The sequence below is a fragment of the Alicyclobacillus mali NBRC 102425 genome (assembly GCF_001570745.1).
GTDB classification, from domain to species: domain Bacteria; phylum Bacillota; class Bacilli; order Alicyclobacillales; family Alicyclobacillaceae; genus Alicyclobacillus; species Alicyclobacillus mali.
Genome location: NZ_BCSG01000077.1, coordinates 1 through 1,245 on the forward strand (window position 1 = coordinate 1; position 1,245 = coordinate 1,245).

The 1,245-nt window shown below is 54.1% G+C and carries 2 protein-coding genes; one reads left to right on the forward strand and one right to left on the reverse strand.

Annotated features, from left to right (window positions below; translation table 11 throughout):
- Window positions 1-293, reverse strand: a 293-nt coding sequence (locus AMA01_RS13870; RefSeq protein ID WP_156468468.1) for an ATP-binding cassette domain-containing protein, incomplete at its 3' end; no start/stop codon positions are given.
- Between the two features lie 179 nt (window positions 294-472).
- On the opposite strand from AMA01_RS13870, the gene istA reads away from it, so the two are divergent.
- A partial coding sequence (gene istA, locus AMA01_RS13435) for an IS21 family transposase (RefSeq protein WP_231862971.1) occupies window positions 473-1,245 on the forward strand: 773 nt, incomplete at its 3' end.

Here is a 1,245-nt window from a genome sequence, read left to right on the forward strand (position 1 = left end):
AAAGGGCTCAGGTATACTAATTGGTCAACAACTCGTGCCTTAGGGTAGAGCCCCCTCTCTTCAGGTAAGTACCCAAATCTGAAGTGCATTCCCCTAACGTCAGTCCCATCCAACTGAATATCACCTGTATCGCGCTCGACAATACCTAAAATCATTCTTAGAGTCGTAGTCTTGCCAGCTCCGTTACCTCCCAAGAGCGCAAATGCTTCGCCTGATTCTGCCGTGAAAGACACATTCTCGACGGCGACTTTTCCACCGTATCTTTTTGAAATACCTCTTACTTCGAGTTTCACTCACGTCACACCCTTGGTCTGTTATCTATCCCACTGATCTTGCTGTGTTTGCTAACGTAAAAGTTGACCACGTGGGGGTACTTTGACAACCAAAAAGTTGACCACCCCGGCACCTCTGTCCTGTACCCTGGAGTTTGGTCCGAACTCTGGGGAGACAGGAGGAAAGGAATGTGCTCGAGATGGTCGACAAGGAGTATATCAGAAAGCGGTACTATGTGGACGGATGGTCGATTCGTAAAATCAGCCGGCAATGCCAAGTCTCGCGACAAACAGTGCGCAAGATGCTGGCCGACGCTGATATCCCCAAGTATCGGTTGACCAAGCCTCGCTCTCGCCCGGCTATGGAACGATGGATCCCCGTCATCGAGTCCTGGCTTAAGGAGGAAGAGAAGGCGGGAGCTCCTAAGAAACAGCGTTACGTGTCCTCAAGAATCTACGAACGGCTACAGGAGGAGTACGGCGAGGAGTTCACCGCGGCTGAATCCACCGTGCGGTACTGGGTAAGCAGGCTAAGAAAGCGCAACCAGGAGGCGTATATCCCGCTCACATCGGACGCCGGTGAGCTGGCACAGGCTGACTTCGGACGAGTCGTTGTGCAGATGCGCGGCAAGAAGACGGAGGTCAGTCTGTTTGTGATGCGACTGCAGTACAGCGGTGTCATCTTTGCCTGTGCTTTCTCCACGGAGAAGATCGAAGCGTTCCTCGAGGGTCATCGCCGCGCGCTGGAATGGTTCGGTGGTGTGCCGCGCAGTGTTCGCTACGACAACCCCAAAACCGCGGTCACTAAAATCTTGGCTGGCCCTGCCCGCGAGGAACATGTACTTTTGTCCAACCTGCGTGCCCATTACCTGTTCGACAGCGAATTTTGCCGTCCCGGTGAACCCCATGAGAAAGGCAGCGTCGAACACGGCGTGGGTTACGTCCGCCGCCATACGTGTGTCCCCGTTCCTGA